Raw genomic sequence first — 13980 nt, forward strand, 5'->3', positions numbered from 1 at the left:
ACAACACCAATGTTGTGGCGTGTCCAAACGGAAGGCCAGTTGCGGAGCCGACTGGAAAGAAACATGCAGGACAGGCATCACGTGGTGGTCGTTGGCGGCGGGTTCGGCGGCTTGCAGCTGGTCAAGGAGCTGGCCGGCGCGCCGGTTCGGATCACCCTTATCGACCGCCGCAATCATCACCTCTTCCAGCCCTTGCTCTATCAGGTCGCAACGACGCTGATCGCGACCTCGGAAATCGCCTGGCCCATCCGCAGTCTCTGGCGCGACCGGCCCGAAGTGACGACGCTGCTCGGTGAGGTTACCGATGTGGACGCGGCCGACAAGGCCATCGTGCTCAAGGACGGCAGCCGCATCACCTACGATACGCTGGTGCTGGCGACCGGGGCGACGCACGCCTATTTCGGCCATGATGAATGGGAGCCGGTGGCGCCGGGCCTGAAGACGCTGGAGGATGCGACGACGATCCGCCGCCGGGTGCTGCTCGCCTTCGAACGCGCCGAGCTGGAAGACGATCCCGCTGCCCGTGCAGCACTCCTGACCTTTACCGTCATTGGCGCCGGTCCGACGGGCGTCGAGCTTGCCGGCATCATCGCCGAGATGGCCCATCGCACGCTGCCGGATGAATTCCGCCGCATCGATACGCGACAAACGCGAGTGATCCTTGTCGAGGCGGGGCCGCGCATCCTTGCTGCCTTCAGCGAGGATCTCTCGGCCTATGCGGTCAAGGAGCTGCAGCGCCTCGGCGTCGAGGTGCGCACCGGCACGCCGGTGACATCCTGCACGGAGGAGGGGGTTGTGATCGGCGACGAATTCGTCGCCAGCCGCACACTCGTCTGGGCAGCCGGCGTGCAGGCCTCACCTGCCGCGCGCTGGCTTGATATCGCAGCCGATCGCGCCGGCCGGGCGATCGTTGGCGCTGATCTGGGCGCACCCGGTCATCCTGACGTCTATGTCATCGGCGACACGGCCTCCGTCACCTATGACGGCGGCAAGCCGGTGCCGGGCATTGCGCCCGCCGCCAAACAGCAGGGCGCCTATGTGGCAAAGGTCATCCGCGCGCGGCTTGCCGGCGGCCGGCCGCCCGAAGATTTCCGCTATCGCCATCAGGGCAGTCTCGCCACCATCGGCCGGCGTGCTGCGATCATCGATTTCGGCCGCTTCAAGCTCAAGGGCGCGCTTGCCTGGTGGATCTGGGGCATCGCCCACATCTACTTCCTGATCGGCACCCGCAGCCGCTTTGCCGTCGCCTGGAGCTGGTTCTGGACCTATTTGAGCGGCCAGCACAGCGCCCGGCTGATCACCCAGAAAGAGACGCTGAAGGAGAAGGCCGAGCAGCCGGTACCTACTTCTCAACCTTGACGATCAGGATCATCGGCCGATCGACTTCCTCGGCAAGATCAGGCGTCTCGGCGATCTGCGCTTCCGTCGGCCGCCATTCCTCGACGTGGCGGATGGCAAAGCCCGTTGATATCAGCGTGTTGAGCGTCGTCCCGATGGTGCGATGGTGCTTGATCACGCCCTTGGCCAGCCAGTCCGTCGTCCGCGGGCCTTCTGAGGAATAGTGATCGACCGGCCAGGTGCGCTCGCCGTTTTCGATCCGCCAGCCGGGGTTCGACGAGGCCATGTAGATCGGGTGCTCGATGGTGAAGACGAAGTGGGCACCGGGCACGAGCGCCCGGTGGATGGTGGCGACCAGCCGGCCGAAATCCTCGATATAGTGGAAGGCGAGCGAGCTATAGGCGAAATCGAAGCTCGCTTCCGGGAGGTCGAGCGCGTCGAGATCGGCAATCCGGTAGTCGATCGCCGGGTCTGATGTGTCGCTCTTGGCGCGGTCGATCATCTTTTCGGAGAGATCGAGGCCAAGCACATGGGCGGCGCCGACCGCGCGGGCATAGCGCGAAAACCAGCCATAGCCGCAGCCGAGATCCACCACGCGGTTTCCTGAAAGGTCCGGCAAGAGCGCGCGGATCGCCGGCCATTCGGCGGCACCTGCAAGCCCGTGCACCGAACGCCCGAGCTGGCTGTAGCCCTCGAAGAATTCCGGTTTGTCGTAGATGTTCTGGGCCATGGTGGTCTCCTTCTGGCGGCATGAGGCGGGCAGGTGTCTGCCGCGCGCGATAGAACCGGCTGACATGCGTTGCCGTTACCGGGGGAACAGCATGCGCGCTCTGATCCTGCTCGAAACCAGCGGCACTTCAAGGTGCCAACACGCCGGTCTGATAGGGCGTATGGCGCCGCAAGGTCAAGTTGCGGTCGACGTGCAAGCTTTTGTTTTTGTTTTTTTTGAGGGGTGCTAATGTTCGATTCTCTGGCCCATCTGCTCTCGGGGGAGACGTGATGTCCGACAGCATTCATCCGACTGCAATTCACCACCTGCCCGCGTTCATCACGGCGCCGGGACAAAGCGACGTTCTCTTCAACGTCGTCGTCATTTTCATGATTCTCGCGATCTTCGCGCTTGGCACATTCTACCTCAGGCTGCATTCTCTGCCGGAAACGATGGCGCACAAGAGCCACAAGGTGCAGTACGAGCTGGTGGCGGTGCTGGGGCTGATCTCGCTGCTCACACACAACAACATCTTCTGGATCGCCGCCCTGATCCTGGCGTTGATCGATCTGCCTGACTTCTCGTCACCGCTCGCCTCGATCGCCCGCTCGCTGGAGCGGCTTGCCGGCAAGGTTGATACCCCTCCGGCGCCGGTGACGACCGAGCCCGAAACCACGGCGAGCCATGTGGCCGCCCCCTCAGATCAGCCGTCGGTGGAAGGGAAGGCCTGAGCCATGTTCGAATTCATGCTTTGCTCGATGCTGACGATCCTTCCGGATTATCTCTTCCGCCGCTATGTCCAGGGCAAGAGGCTCGGGCGGGAGATCACGCTCTATTCCGTCTGGTTCGAGCTGCGCTGGGGCATCACTGCCTGCATCATCCTGACGATCTCGCTGATCACGCTGATCTTCTACTTCCACCCGTCGACGAAGAGCGTGACTTCGGTGTTCCGCACCGTGGCCGTGTTGCCGGAAACCGGCGGACGGGTGGCCGAGATCTACGTGAAGCTCAATGACAAGGTGGTGGCCGGCCAGCCGCTGTTCCGGCTCGACAATACCGAGGAGGAGGCCGCGGCCGAGGTTGCGCGTCGGCAGATCGCCGAGGTCGACGCCGAGATGACCGTCGCCCGCACCGAGCTCACCGCCGCCGATGGCGCCATCGTTCAGGCGCAGGCGGCAGTGCAGCAGGCCCAGGACGAGTACGATACCCAGGTCGAACTCAACCGGCTGAACCCCAACGTCGTTGCCCGGCGCGAGATCGAGCGCCGGCAGGTCAACCTTGAAGGGCGCAAGGGCGCGCTCACCGCCGTGCTCTCCAACAAACAGACGCTGGAAACCAAGATCGCGTCGCTGCTGCCCTCGCAGAGGTCAAGTGCCGAAGCCGCCTTGCAGCAGGCCGAGGCCGATCTTGCCAAGACCACGGTTCGCGCCGGCGTTTCCGGCACGCTCCACCAGTTCACGCTAAGGGTTGGCGAGGTCGTCAACCCGATGCTGAGGCCCGCTGGCGTGCTTGTTCCCGAGGAGGCCGGCCGCACGGCGCTGATCGCCGGCTTCGGGCAGATCGAGGCCCAGGTGATGAAAGTCGGCATGATTGCCGAGGCGACCTGCATCGGCAAGCCGTTCACGATCATCCCGATGGTCGTGACCGAGGTGCAGGACGTCATCGCCGGCGGGCAGATCAGGGCGAGCGACCAGCTTGTCGACGTTGCGCAACTGGCGAAACCCGGCACGCTCACCGTCTTCCTCGAGCCGCTCTATCCCGGCCTGCTTGAAGGCATCCCGCCGGGTAGCAGTTGCATCGCCAATGCCTATACCAACAGCCATGACGAATTGTCGTCGCCGAACATCAGCACCGCCCGCTGGCTGTACCTCCACGTGGTCGATGCCGTCGGCCTGGTGCACGCCATGATCCTGCGCATGCAGGCGCTGATGCTGCCGGTGCAGACGCTGGTGCTTGGCGGTCATTGAGGCAATGACTGTGGGCCGGGACCCCAGGTTTCCGGCCCGCCTTTCGCGCTGCATCGCGCGTATGGTTCGCCCCTGAGGCTACCAATAGCGGCCTTACAACTTTGCCTGTCGCTCAAGGGCCGCCTTTCCACCCTTATTCAAGGCGGCAATTGCCAGAGCATCCCGCTCTCAAGTGGGTTCACGTGAGGTGGAAAGATGCTCTGGAATCAAAGTGCGAGAGCGTCCTTGGTACGTTCATACGAACGCACGGCGCTCTGGCACCCTTGGCCTGGCTGCCAGCTTCACCAGTATAGAGGTTTCGCCCCTCGATGGAGGAGCCTGGTGACGGTCTCGTTGCAGCGATCTGTCGTTGGACGTCAGATAGATGTGGGGAAATCAAATCGATGTGGGCGTCAGCGCGTCCCAAATATGATTGAGCCCCCGTGGGGACGGAGGCTCAAGCGCGCAATCAAATTAATAAAGCAACTGCACCGCAATATAACCGCAAGCATGCGTACTCTTCCGGGGATTGCATACTTCCGTGGCGCAATCGCAAGTACAGTGTGGCAAAAGCGTGGCCCGAAAGCAATGGATTTTAAGGGGATTCTAATAGTCAATTCGGGTTACGGGAAAATCCCCAGCTTTTTCACCCGATCGGGTCAGGATTTTCCTGACGGTAGCCCGCGCGGGTGCAGTCAAGCTTCGTGCACACCCTCACGGTCGCCATCGGCCTCGACCGGCATCGTCCAGGGCTCCCAGATCGCGTCCGGTGCCGCGCCTTCGCGCCGGTAGAAGCGTTTTGCATTTTCGTTGGCCGCAAGCACGGTCCAGTTGATGCGCGGTGCGCCGATCGCCGCGGCGTGACGTTTCAGGGCGTCGATCAGCGCCGCGCCGGCGCCGGAGGAACGTGCTGTTTCATCGACGAAAAGTTCCTTCAGCACCAGTGTCGGCTTCAGGTCGTAGGTCCAGGGGATGACGTAATGCACGGCGATGCCGATGATGCGGCCGCCGAGGTCTGCAACCAGAACCCCGAAGCGCGGGTTTTCGCCGAGGCCATGTTTGATCAGGTCCCGCTCGGTCACACGGAATTTGTCGATGTAACCTTCGAATTCCGCGAGACCGCGCATCAGCCGTAGCACGTCGGCGACGTCGTCACGTTCGAAGGGCCTGATGGTAAGGGGTGACGCGCGCATCTTTATACCTCGTGCAAAGGGGTTAGCGGTCAGGCGCGGGTTACGAAAGGCCGGCGAGAGGCCGACCGCGCCGCATGATCTGCCTGGATCGCGATCGATTTCAGGGTGAAATCAGGCGCGATCCAAAATGCTGCGGTGCCGCGCATTCCGCAAGCACGCGGCACTGCAATGAACGTCGACGCGCTCAAGCCGCGAGCAAGGCCTGGGCTTCGCCCGGTGCAGCACCGGTGGCGAAGGCAAAGCCTTCGTCTTCCCAACCGGTGATGCCGCCGATCATGATCTTTACGGGGCGGCCGAGGCGGGCGAGCTTGAGGGCCGCCTGGTCGGCGCCGTTGCAATGCGGGCCGGCGCAGTAGGCGACGAAGAGCGTATCTGCAGGCCATTCGGCCATGCGTTCGGCGGTGATCTGCCGGTGCGGCAGGTGGATGGCACCGGGCACATGGCGGCGGGCATAGGCCGCATCGGAGCCGACCACATGCAGAAGCACGAAATCCTGTTCTCCGCTCTTCAGCGCATGGGCGACATCTGCACAATCGGTCTCGACGCTCAAGCGCTTGGCGAAATGGACAATGGCGATCTCGGGCGAGGCAGCGGGGGTTTCGGTCACATAGCTCATCGGGCTCTCCTTCAGTCGGTGCGGGTTGACGAGGAGATAGATAGCAGTGCTTCACGGGGGCTGGCAGTTGGCAACATTGCCATATATGCTCAAGATCATGCCAAAGTTATCACCCGCTGCCAATCCGCTTGAAAACCCACTCGTCGTGGCGCTCGCGTATGACGGGCTCTGCACCTTCGAGTTCGGCGTCGCCGTGGAAATGTTCGGCTTGCCGCGGCCGGAAATGGGCGAGGGCTGGTATCGCTTCGCCGTCGCCTCGGTCGATCCCGGCGAGCTGAGGGCAACCGGCGGCGTGCGCCTTGTCGCCGATGGCGGTATCGAGCTTTTGCGGCAGGCCGGAACGATCATCGTTCCTGGCTGGCGCGGCGCGGAACAGCCGGTTCCCGAGGCGGTGTGCCAGGCGCTCAGGGAGGCGCATCAGCGCGGTGCACGGGTGCTTTCCATCTGCTCCGGCGTCTTTGTGCTGGCGGCGGCAGGCCTGCTTTCAGGCCGTAGGGCGACGACCCACTGGCGCTACACCGACAAGCTTGGGGCGCTTTACCCTGACATCGAGGTAGTGCCGGACGTGCTCTACGTCGATGGCGGGCAGGTGCTGACCTCGGCGGGAAGTGCGGCCGGCATCGATCTCTGCCTGCACCTGATCCGCCGCGACTTCGGCAGCGAGGCGGCCAATCGTGTCGCCCGCCGGCTCGTGGTGCCGCCACACCGCGACGGCGGCCAGGCGCAGTTCATCGAGCGGGCGGTTCCTGACGTGCACGAGAGCGCCCGGCTTGGGCCACTGCTTGACCGGATGCGCGAGCGGTTGGGCGAGGACTTCTCGATCGCCACGCTGGCGAAAGCCGCCGGCATGAGCGAGCGCACGTTCCTGCGCCGCTTCGAGGCGGCGACCGGCACCACACCGGCGCGCTGGCTGCTTTCCGAGCGGCTTTCTCGCGCCCGGCAATTGCTGGAGGAGACGGCGCTCGGCATGGAACAGGTGGCCGAAGCCTCGGGTTTCGGCTCCACCCAGACGCTTCGCCACCATTTCCGCCAGCAGCTTTCGACGACGCCGGCCGCCTACCGCGCCGCCTTCGGGCGAATGGTGGCGCAAGCGGGGCTGCCTGCCGAGGTCGCCGCGGAATAAACCGCACGGCTTCCGCCGGCCGCCAAAGCACATCGCGCTCTTTCAGGTGTGCTCGTTGCGCGTTGTCGCAAAGTCGCAGCGCACTTTTGCGCAACATTCTCTACGCCTCCGATAGGGCAGGCTCGGCACCGTCCTTGCGGAAGAAGGAGCGGAAGAACAGGGCATCCGGCGCCGAGACGATTACCCGGGCGATGACCGCCGTGGCGACGATGGCAAAGACCAGGCGGCCGAAGAAGACGCTGGTGAAATCCGCACCGAGCGCGACGACGACCAGCGTATCCTCCACCAGGCTGTGGCCAAAACCCATGAAGACGCAGGCGAGGAAGACCTGGCGCGGCTCGACATTGGCCTCGCGTGCCTCGCGGATGAGAAAAGCGCCACCATAGGAGATCCCAAGCAGCACGCCGACCGCGGCAAACGGCACTGTCTCAGGCTTTATGCCGGCGAGCCGGAAGAGCGGCGCCATGCCACGGTTGAGATAACCGAGGATGCCGACCAGCTTGAGGATCTCGATCGTCCAGCTCAAGGCGAGCAGCACGACGAGCATGGTCGCGAGCGTCTTCAGCGTGCTGAGGGCGAAGGCAATCCAGCCGGAGCCCTCGTTGACCGGTATCCAGGTGGGGTTCAGCGGCGTGGCGAGCCATCCGGTTCCCGCGAAGATCTGATGCAGGATGGCTGCGAAGACGAGGCCGCCGCCGATCCGGAGCGCAGCCGTGACGAGGAAGCTTGGACCCGCCTTCTGGATGATGCGCTGCTCGATCGGGATGGCGTGGGCCACCAGCATCAGCGCCGAAAAGACGGTCATGTCGGCGGTCGTCAGTTCCGAGACCGGCACCAGCGCGAAGACGACCACGACCGCGCCCCAGATGCCGACCAGGAGCCCGGTCAGCCAGGCAAAGGCAAGCTCGGGCGGCAGGCCGACGAGCATCATCAGCGGCTCGAAGGCAGGGGCGACCGCGCGGATCACGCCGAGTTCCTGCAGCACATGGGTGACGATGGTGACGGGAACGATGATGCGCACCAGATCCCAGTAGACTTCCAGCGTCGCGAGCGTCTTGCGGTAGAGGATGATCAGAACGGCCATGGGGTCTCTCCTTGAACTTGTTGTCCAAGGACTAGCGCGAGGCCGTTCGCAGTTGTGGTCAAAATATGCACTTCTGTGCAATAAAATTGCATGGTGCCGGAACGAGGATGAACATGGACAAGATCGACAGCAAGCTCTTGAGGCTCTTGCAGCAGGATGCCTCGCGCACCAATGCCGAGCTTGCGGCCGAAGTCGGCCTTTCGCCATCGAGCTGCCTGCGCCGCATCAGGCGGCTGCATCAGACCGGCGTCATCGACCGGATCGTCGCGGTCCTCAATCCGGCCAAGGCCGGCAGGACCATGAAGGCGATCATTACCGTGGAACTCGAGCGCCACGGCGAACAATTCGTCCGCCGCTTTTTGGACAGCGCCGCCAAGGAACCGGCGGTCGTCCAGGCCTACAGCGTCAGCGGCGAGACCGACGCAATTCTGATGCTGCGGCTGAAGGACATGGACGAACTGGACGCGCTTACCGAGCGGCTGTTTCGCGAGGAAACCAATGTCGCGCGCTACTACACCGCGTTTGTCATCCGCACCGGCAAGGAGACGACGGAGATACCAGTGTGACGGAGGCCGCCAGGAAGAGACGGAGACGACCTCATATGACGGGCCCGGCGCCGCGCAAGGTGCGCCAGGGCAAGCTGCCCCGGCGCTTCGGCCATCGTCACTTCACCGCGGCATTGCCGCCATCGGCAAACAGTGCCGCGCCTGAGACGAAACTGGCCATCGGGCCGGAGAGGAAGAGGGCGGCCTGGGCGATCTCTTCCGGCTGAGCGATGCGCTTCATCGCGTGCAGGCCGGCGGCCCATTCCTTCTGCTCGGCGCTGCCGCCGGCCGGGGTATCGACACCACCAGGAAGCAGGGCGTTGGCGCGGATGCCGCTGGCGCCGTAGTCCGCGGTGATGCCCTTGACGAGACCCATCAGCCCGGCTTTCGCCGCGCCATAGGCGGCCATGCCGGGGATGCCGACGCTGGTGCCGACGAAGGTTGAGGTGAAGACCAGCGACCCGCCACCGCGCGCAAGCATGGCCGGGATCTGGTGGCGGGCGCCGAGAAAGGCGGAGGTGAGGTTGGTGGCAAGCGATTGCTGCCATTCCGACGCTGTGATCTCTGCGACCGGCTTCATGACGTTGACGGCGCCGGCATTGTTGACGGCGATGTCGAGGCCGCCGAAATGGCTGATTGCCGCCTCCACCAGCCGGATGTGGGTGGCTTCCTCTGTGACGTCGCCGCTGACGGCGATCGCCTCGCCACCCTCGTCACGGATCGCCTCGGCGACTGCTTTCAGCGGCGCTTCACTGCGGGCGTTGAGAACGATCTTGGCGCCTTCGGCGGCAAAAAGCTCTGCGACCGCGCGGCCGATGCCGGACGACGCGCCGGTGACGATAACGATCTTGTCTTCAAGCATGGACATGGACTTGCTCCTCTTTGGTTGAGGCGTCCTGACTACTGCCGGCGCGTCTGAGCGCCCACCCGATTTCCGATCGGTGGTTGAGAGGAGGCGATGTTCAACCGGCAGGGCCGATGGCATAGTTCGGTCCAAATGAAGGGGTGGCGAGAGGAAGGCGAGCGGATGCTGAAGACCTATAGCGGGAGCTGTCATTGCGGTGCGGTGCGTATCGAGGCGGATATGGACATCAGCGCCGGCACGGGAAAGTGCAACTGCTCGATCTGCGCGAAGATGCGGCTCTGGTCGGTGATGGTGACGCCCGAGGCTTTCCGGCTGATCGCCGGCGAGGAGGTGCTGACGGATTATTGCGGGCGCAATCCGGTCGCCCACCACTTCTTTTGCAGCCAATGCGGCGTCAGGCCGTTTGAGCGGATCAACGCGCCGAACATGACGAACCACACCTATTACAACATCAACGTCGCCTGCCTCGACGGCCTCGACATCGACGAGCTGCTGTCAGCCCCCGTGACCTATTGCGACGGGCTCAACGACAACTGGGCCGAGGCCCCGGCCGAGGTGCGGCATCTTTAGTTCTGGAATTGATTGATGGCCTGGGAGAAGGCACCCTCTGCGGCCTTTCCGAGCGAATGCGCGCCCCAGTTCCAAGCGCCTGGGCCAGTTCTTACAGCTAGAGAACGACGGCTGGACGCGGTTGATTTTCCATCCTTTTTGGCTATGGCGTCGTCAACCTAAACTTGACAGTTTGGCTCCTCGACGACATATTGTCGGCAACGGAAACTAGGAGGTCTTCGCATGCGTAGCCCTGACCCGATCCAAATCTAACGCGAAGTCATCATATTTCGCTTTCAATTCGGCGTCGGACATATTGTTCGGCGCTTTTCGCTTTTTGCGAACAAATTTGTACGATGGATACGATATTTCCATCTCACGCAGAATGGCGCGTCCGGCGTCGGCGGAAAGATAACAATCGTCGTAGATTCGGTTTAGAACGTTAGCTCTTCCTTGTCCGGATATTTTTACATAGCTCGGCAGGTAAACTCCGTCGATCTGACCTTTAATTCTTTCAAGCAGGCCGTAAAAATAAACCACGTCGGATATGTATCCGTCTCCTGCATAGTTTATCAATTCAATATTTGACTTATATATCTCTGTGTGTCGCGAGTCGGTTACGTGCGGTATAAACGACTGGTCGCTTTTTATCTTTGCGATCACGGTAGCCAGTGAAACGGGATTCTGTATGAATTCTTCCATGTCACTGGTGTTGAAATCGATCTCTGCGTACAGGGCCCTGATAAATTTCTCTTTGTCGTCGTTGAGTTTTCGGTGCTGCAGGTAAAACTCAACGGCCCGACTTGCCACCCAAAGCAGCACCGTTACCGCAGCCGTGATTGCCGCCGCCAGGTACGATGCACCACCATTCATATCCTGCCCCTCGCAAACCCGTTCGCTCGGTCTAAAAAATGCGAGATAAGTCGCCAGCGTGCAACTCCTAATCTAGAGCATCCCGCTCTCAAGTGGGTTCACGTGAGGCGGAAAGATGCTCTAGAATCAAAGTGCGAGAGCGTCCTTGGTGCGTTCATATGAACGCACGGCGCTCTCGGGATGGCCGCCCCACACGAGGCCGCTGATCTACTGCATCTTTTCTTCCAGATTCGCCAACGTCCTCAAGGCGGCCAATGTCTCGCGTAGCGCCCGGTCGAGCCGCTTGTCGCGGCGAAGCACGAGGGCGGAGCGGCGGGAGAAGGGCGGCGACACGGGGCGCACCTCCAGCCGCTCGCGATCCTCGGTCCTGAGCGCGATCTCCGGCACGAGGGCCGCGCCGAGGCCGGCGGCCACCATTTCCTTGATCGCGTCGACGCTGCCGAATGACATCAGCGGTTTGACGTTCGTGCCGCCCGACATCAGCCAGTCGTCGGTGATGCGGCGCGTATTGGCGCCGGGCTCATAGAGGATCATCGGATACTTCGCCAGGATCGCGGCGGTCACGCTGTCGGGAAGGTCCGTTCCCAAAGGGGCGATGGCGGCGAAGCGTTCTTCGAGCAGCGGCTCGATGTCGAAGATGCGGCCGGCAACGGGAAGGGTGACGAGGCCGATATCGAGCAGGTTTTCGTCGACCGCCCGGACGATGTCGGCACTGTTGCCGGTCGTAACCGTGATGTCGAGATCGGGAAAACGACGCTTGAGACCCGCAAGCAGCGGCGGCAGCAGGAAGGCGCAAGGGGTGGCGCCGGTGCCGATCCTCACGCGACCGAAGACGCCTCTCGCGTGGCGCGCCACCGCCTCCAGCGCCTGACTGGTCACCGCTTCGATGCGATCCACATGGGCCAGCAATTCCGCTCCGGCCGCACTCGGCCTTGCGGTGCGGCCGACGCGCTCGACCAGGCGCACGCCGAGCTGCTTTTCAAGCGCCCGCACTTGCAGGCTGATCGCCGGCTGCGTCAGCCCCAGCCGCTCGGCGGCGGCCGAAAAACTGCCGAGTTCGGCGACCAGCGCGAAGGTTCGGAGGTAGTCGAGGTTGAGGGCACTCATATCAAAGTTTTCCTTATGATTTGAATATGAATGCTAAGCTTCTTTTATGGAATGTCGAGGCGCAGACTGTGCCCATGGTTAGCAGCAAAACATGGGTATTCGACATGTTCAGAGAAATCGGTCTCTATCTCGTCGCCTCGCCGCGATCTCGGTTCTGGCAATTGCAGCAGCTTCGCGAGCTCGATGCGGAGCGGCTTGCGGATATTGGCGTTACAGCCGGCGAGGCGCAGTTCGGAAAGCGCAAGGCGGCGCCGCGGGACAACACAGTGGTGCGCCATGCGGAGGCGGCACGGGCGGGCGCGATGTAATTGACCGCACGCGGCCCCGGTCTCAGGCATAGGTCGAGGTGGACGTGCCGCTACGGAGCCTCAACGATCGAGAAACCCGCCAGCCTGATGTCGGCTGGCGCCCGCACGGCTCCGCCGGAGATCCACAGCGGATCGCCAAAGCATTCGATACGCCCGCCTGTGACGACGACGCCGTCGCTGTCCTTGCAGGCAACGATCGGTCGCGGCGTCGATACGCTGTAGCGCACAAGCGCGGGCAGGTATGTGTCGTCGTCACCGAGATGCGGAAAGAACTCGAAGGGCAGGAGGTCGAGCGCCTCGCCATCCGTCACGTCTTCCGGCCTCTGGCCGATGAAGGGCCCATCCGTCGCGATCGTCGGTCCCATCAGAATGGCGCCGGCGCTGACGCCGACGAGGACGCCGCCGGAAAGCGCCCAGTCGCGCAGCGGCGCGAGCAGATTGCTTCGTTTCAGCCGTTCGAGGAAGCCGCCGGTATGTCCGCCTGCGAGGTGAATGGCGTCTGAGGCGAAAAGGGCGGCGATATCGTCGGCGGAATGCGGCTCATCGAGATCGAAGAACAGCCTGAGATCGAGGCCGAGCCTGCCGTAATAGACCTGGCCGGCGAAGAAGAAGCTGCGGTCCGGCTCCGGTCCGGAGCCGACATAGGCGATACGGTTTCCGGTCCCGCGGGCTTTCAACAGGTCCACGAGCCTGAGGTCGATTGCGGAACAGTCGGCGTAGGTCTGGTCGCTGTAGAGGATGAGGTTGAGCAATCTGGCCTCTCCGCGTGGTTTGCACGCCGATCCGCGCATCACTTAATTCAATCTGTTTTGTCGACCAGCAGGCAGGACGTGGTCAAGCTCCGCTTCGCAAGCAACTGGAGCGGGTGGGTTGAAGCCTGCGCGTCGATGTCGGAACCGTTGCCAGGCGGCTCCGCGTCATATAGCGGAGACCACACGTTCAAACTGCAGCAGCGTCGGCCGTTTCAATCCTAGCTTCAAAGTCCTGTGAGCCCGTTATGAATTTCGCCGCCGTCATGTTGGCCGTGCTTGCCATCTGCGCTTTGCTGGCCATAGCCGTCGTCGTCCTTTTCTTTCTCGGGCTGCGCCGCCTCTGGCGACGGACGGGGCCTGATCAGGTGGTTCGCCGACGGCTGATCCTCGCCTTTGGCCTGCTGGCAATCGTGGCACCTTACGTTGCCTCCAAAATTGCCGAGCGAAACCATGTTCTGTCACGCGTTCCCGAGCCGCTTGAAGTCGCGGAAATCGAATACCGCCTGGAAGAACTGTTTGGTGTCGGCTTCATGCCGGGCGACAATGAAACCGGCTTCGTCGTCTATCGCCTGACCGAAGACAGCGCAGATTGGGCACGGAAACAGGGGAGTCGGCTGGGCGATAGGCTTCCGGGAGCAAAGGGAGTGTGGCGGGCAACACCGGTCGAGGACCGCAGCGACGAAGCAACCGTGAGCCTGTGGCATCACTATGACGACAGACCGCAGATGATGGATGCTGAGCGTCCTGAGCGCCATCTTGCCAGCTTGGAGGAGTACCTAGAAAAATACGGATTCTCCATTCCGATTGAAAAAGGGCGGACCGACGAAGCAAACAAGGCGATCCAGTCAGGCGGGTCGTTCTATTCCTACGGAAAGGGTGGCAGCGTCACGGTCGTTGATCCCGCTCGTGGCAAAGTCTACTTCGCCTATGCCGGATGAAGACCCGTGTGGCCTTCGTCTGCCGCCTGACCGG

Annotated in this window: 16 protein-coding genes; 8 read left to right on the plus strand and 8 right to left on the minus strand. The window is 62.7% G+C overall.

Annotation, left to right across the window (positions count from 1 at the left end; all coding sequences use genetic code 11):
• The first annotated feature begins 63 nt into the window (after positions 1-63).
• Positions 64-1359, plus strand: coding sequence for an NAD(P)/FAD-dependent oxidoreductase (locus tag BBX50_RS11060; RefSeq protein WP_065775341.1), 1296 nt, complete (start codon positions 64-66; stop codon positions 1357-1359).
• Here the strand turns inward: BBX50_RS11060 and BBX50_RS11065 are convergent.
• Positions 1343-2068, minus strand: coding sequence for a class I SAM-dependent methyltransferase (locus BBX50_RS11065; protein WP_065775342.1), 726 nt, complete (start codon positions 2066-2068; stop codon positions 1343-1345). The genes BBX50_RS11060 and BBX50_RS11065 overlap by 17 nt on opposite strands.
• A gap of 269 nt (positions 2069-2337) precedes the next feature.
• Between BBX50_RS11065 and BBX50_RS11075 the strand changes: the two genes are divergently transcribed.
• Both BBX50_RS11075 and BBX50_RS11080 read left to right on the plus strand, forming a co-directional pair.
• Positions 2338-2778, plus strand: coding sequence for a hypothetical protein (locus tag BBX50_RS11075; protein ID WP_065775344.1), 441 nt, complete (start codon positions 2338-2340; stop codon positions 2776-2778).
• Between the two features lie 3 nt (positions 2779-2781).
• Positions 2782-4014 carry a biotin/lipoyl-binding protein gene (locus BBX50_RS11080; RefSeq protein ID WP_065775345.1) on the plus strand — a complete coding sequence of 411 codons (1233 nt, stop codon included), beginning with the start codon at positions 2782-2784 and terminating at the stop codon, positions 4012-4014.
• A 674-nt stretch (positions 4015-4688) separates the two neighbouring features.
• Here the strand turns inward: BBX50_RS11080 and BBX50_RS11085 are convergent.
• Together BBX50_RS11085 and BBX50_RS11090 are read right to left on the minus strand one after the other, a co-directional pair.
• Positions 4689-5186 carry a GNAT family N-acetyltransferase gene (locus BBX50_RS11085; protein ID WP_065775346.1) on the minus strand — a complete coding sequence of 166 codons (498 nt, stop codon included), beginning with the start codon at positions 5184-5186 and terminating at the stop codon, positions 4689-4691.
• Between the two features lie 184 nt (positions 5187-5370).
• Positions 5371-5802: a rhodanese-like domain-containing protein gene (locus BBX50_RS11090; protein WP_065775347.1), complete on the minus strand. Its 432-nt coding sequence runs from the start codon at positions 5800-5802 to the stop codon at positions 5371-5373.
• Between the two features lie 76 nt (positions 5803-5878).
• On the opposite strand from BBX50_RS11090, the gene ftrA reads away from it, so the two are divergent.
• On the plus strand, positions 5879-6925 hold the full coding sequence (ftrA, locus tag BBX50_RS11095) for a transcriptional regulator FtrA (RefSeq protein WP_201723469.1): 1047 nt from the start codon (positions 5879-5881) through the stop codon (positions 6923-6925).
• A gap of 100 nt (positions 6926-7025) precedes the next feature.
• On the opposite strand, the gene BBX50_RS11100 is transcribed toward ftrA, so the two are convergent.
• Positions 7026-8009: a nucleoside recognition domain-containing protein gene (locus tag BBX50_RS11100; protein ID WP_065775348.1), complete on the minus strand. Its 984-nt coding sequence runs from the start codon at positions 8007-8009 to the stop codon at positions 7026-7028.
• Positions 8010-8122: 113 nt separating this feature from the next.
• Here BBX50_RS11100 and BBX50_RS11105 point away from each other — a divergent pair, with 113 nt between their 5' ends.
• A complete protein-coding gene (locus tag BBX50_RS11105) occupies positions 8123-8575 on the plus strand; it encodes an Lrp/AsnC family transcriptional regulator (RefSeq protein ID WP_065775452.1) in 453 nt (150 codons plus the stop codon).
• Positions 8576-8672: 97 nt separating this feature from the next.
• Here BBX50_RS11105 and BBX50_RS11110 read toward each other — a convergent pair whose 3' ends face one another.
• On the minus strand, positions 8673-9422 hold the full coding sequence (locus BBX50_RS11110; RefSeq protein ID WP_065775349.1) for an SDR family oxidoreductase: 750 nt from the start codon (positions 9420-9422) through the stop codon (positions 8673-8675).
• 159 nt (positions 9423-9581) lie between these two features.
• Here BBX50_RS11110 and BBX50_RS11115 point away from each other — a divergent pair, with 159 nt between their 5' ends.
• The gene (locus BBX50_RS11115; protein ID WP_065775350.1) at positions 9582-9989 is read left to right on the plus strand and encodes a GFA family protein; all 408 of its coding nucleotides are present in this window, start codon (positions 9582-9584) and stop codon (positions 9987-9989) included.
• Positions 9990-10196: 207 nt separating this feature from the next.
• Here the strand turns inward: BBX50_RS11115 and BBX50_RS11120 are convergent, their stop codons facing one another.
• Both BBX50_RS11120 and BBX50_RS11125 read right to left on the minus strand, forming a co-directional pair.
• Positions 10197-10841, minus strand: a complete 645-nt coding sequence (locus BBX50_RS11120) for a hypothetical protein (RefSeq protein WP_065775351.1) — start codon at positions 10839-10841, stop codon at positions 10197-10199.
• A gap of 207 nt (positions 10842-11048) precedes the next feature.
• Positions 11049-11948, minus strand: coding sequence for a LysR family transcriptional regulator (locus tag BBX50_RS11125; RefSeq protein WP_065775352.1), 900 nt, complete (start codon positions 11946-11948; stop codon positions 11049-11051).
• 104 nt (positions 11949-12052) lie between these two features.
• Here BBX50_RS11125 and BBX50_RS11130 point away from each other — a divergent pair, with 104 nt between their 5' ends.
• The gene (locus BBX50_RS11130) at positions 12053-12256 is read left to right on the plus strand and encodes a DUF1127 domain-containing protein (RefSeq protein WP_065783886.1); all 204 of its coding nucleotides are present in this window, start codon (positions 12053-12055) and stop codon (positions 12254-12256) included.
• 50 nt (positions 12257-12306) lie between these two features.
• On the opposite strand, the gene BBX50_RS11135 is transcribed toward BBX50_RS11130, so the two are convergent.
• The gene (locus tag BBX50_RS11135; protein WP_244513132.1) at positions 12307-13008 is read right to left on the minus strand and encodes a Type 1 glutamine amidotransferase-like domain-containing protein; all 702 of its coding nucleotides are present in this window, start codon (positions 13006-13008) and stop codon (positions 12307-12309) included.
• A 245-nt stretch (positions 13009-13253) separates the two neighbouring features.
• Between BBX50_RS11135 and BBX50_RS11140 the strand changes: the two genes are divergently transcribed.
• On the plus strand, positions 13254-13946 hold the full coding sequence (locus tag BBX50_RS11140) for a hypothetical protein (protein WP_065775355.1): 693 nt from the start codon (positions 13254-13256) through the stop codon (positions 13944-13946).
• The last annotated feature ends 34 nt before the right edge of the window (positions 13947-13980 follow it).

It is taken from the genome of Ensifer sp. LC11 (assembly GCF_001695835.1).
Taxonomy (GTDB): Bacteria; Pseudomonadota; Alphaproteobacteria; order Rhizobiales; family Rhizobiaceae; genus Ensifer.

What these genes read in the sequence shown, in the direction of transcription:
- BBX50_RS11105 (WP_065775452.1), top strand. Translation starts at nt 8,123, where the DNA reads ATGGACAAGATCGACAGCAAGCTCTTGAGGCTCTTGCAGCAGGATGCC.
- BBX50_RS11120 (WP_065775351.1), bottom strand. Translation starts at nt 10,841, where the DNA reads ATGAATGGTGGTGCATCGTACCTGGCGGCGGCAATCACGGCTGCGGTA.
- BBX50_RS11130 (WP_065783886.1), top strand. Translation starts at nt 12,053, where the DNA reads ATGTTCAGAGAAATCGGTCTCTATCTCGTCGCCTCGCCGCGATCTCGG.
- BBX50_RS11125 (WP_065775352.1), bottom strand. Translation starts at nt 11,948, where the DNA reads ATGAGTGCCCTCAACCTCGACTACCTCCGAACCTTCGCGCTGGTCGCC.
- BBX50_RS11090 (WP_065775347.1), bottom strand. Translation starts at nt 5,802, where the DNA reads ATGAGCTATGTGACCGAAACCCCCGCTGCCTCGCCCGAGATCGCCATT.
- BBX50_RS11140 (WP_065775355.1), top strand. Translation starts at nt 13,254, where the DNA reads ATGAATTTCGCCGCCGTCATGTTGGCCGTGCTTGCCATCTGCGCTTTG.
- BBX50_RS11080 (WP_065775345.1), top strand. Translation starts at nt 2,782, where the DNA reads ATGTTCGAATTCATGCTTTGCTCGATGCTGACGATCCTTCCGGATTAT.
- BBX50_RS11075 (WP_065775344.1), top strand. Translation starts at nt 2,338, where the DNA reads ATGTCCGACAGCATTCATCCGACTGCAATTCACCACCTGCCCGCGTTC.
- BBX50_RS11110 (WP_065775349.1), bottom strand. Translation starts at nt 9,422, where the DNA reads ATGTCCATGCTTGAAGACAAGATCGTTATCGTCACCGGCGCGTCGTCC.
- BBX50_RS11065 (WP_065775342.1), bottom strand. Translation starts at nt 2,068, where the DNA reads ATGGCCCAGAACATCTACGACAAACCGGAATTCTTCGAGGGCTACAGC.
- BBX50_RS11100 (WP_065775348.1), bottom strand. Translation starts at nt 8,009, where the DNA reads ATGGCCGTTCTGATCATCCTCTACCGCAAGACGCTCGCGACGCTGGAA.
- BBX50_RS11085 (WP_065775346.1), bottom strand. Translation starts at nt 5,186, where the DNA reads ATGCGCGCGTCACCCCTTACCATCAGGCCCTTCGAACGTGACGACGTC.
- BBX50_RS11060 (WP_065775341.1), top strand. Translation starts at nt 64, where the DNA reads ATGCAGGACAGGCATCACGTGGTGGTCGTTGGCGGCGGGTTCGGCGGC.
- BBX50_RS11115 (WP_065775350.1), top strand. Translation starts at nt 9,582, where the DNA reads ATGCTGAAGACCTATAGCGGGAGCTGTCATTGCGGTGCGGTGCGTATC.